General features: G+C 56.5%; 1 protein-coding gene. It reads right to left on the bottom strand.

The window, feature by feature from the left end; genetic code table 11:
• On the bottom strand, window positions 1-215 hold a 215-nt coding region (locus VSR82_RS40485), incomplete at its 3' end, for a hypothetical protein (RefSeq protein ID WP_498858976.1).
• Window positions 216-253 lie beyond the last annotated feature (38 nt).

Genomic DNA, 253 nt, shown 5'->3' with positions numbered 1-253 from the left:
AAAACGCGGTTGCCAAACCGGGCAAAAAACCGCATTCTTGAGCCCGTTCGAATCTGCGCTTTACCCCCGTTTCTGCTGGCTCCATTACGCCGCCCATCCCCGGCTCGATTACGCCGCCCCGTGACACAAGGCACGACACGCCGCATCTCATCGAGAAATTCCCGCTTGCGCGTGCGCTTGGTTGACAGATCCAGGTGAAGACCCAACTGCGACATTACTCTTCTCCTCAACTAATTCGCGATGCTTCCAGGAT

Source organism: Burkholderia sp. JPY481, assembly GCF_038900515.1.
Lineage (GTDB): Bacteria > Pseudomonadota > Gammaproteobacteria > Burkholderiales > Burkholderiaceae > Paraburkholderia > Paraburkholderia youngii.
This window is presented reverse-complemented; position numbering and strand designations above follow the sequence as displayed.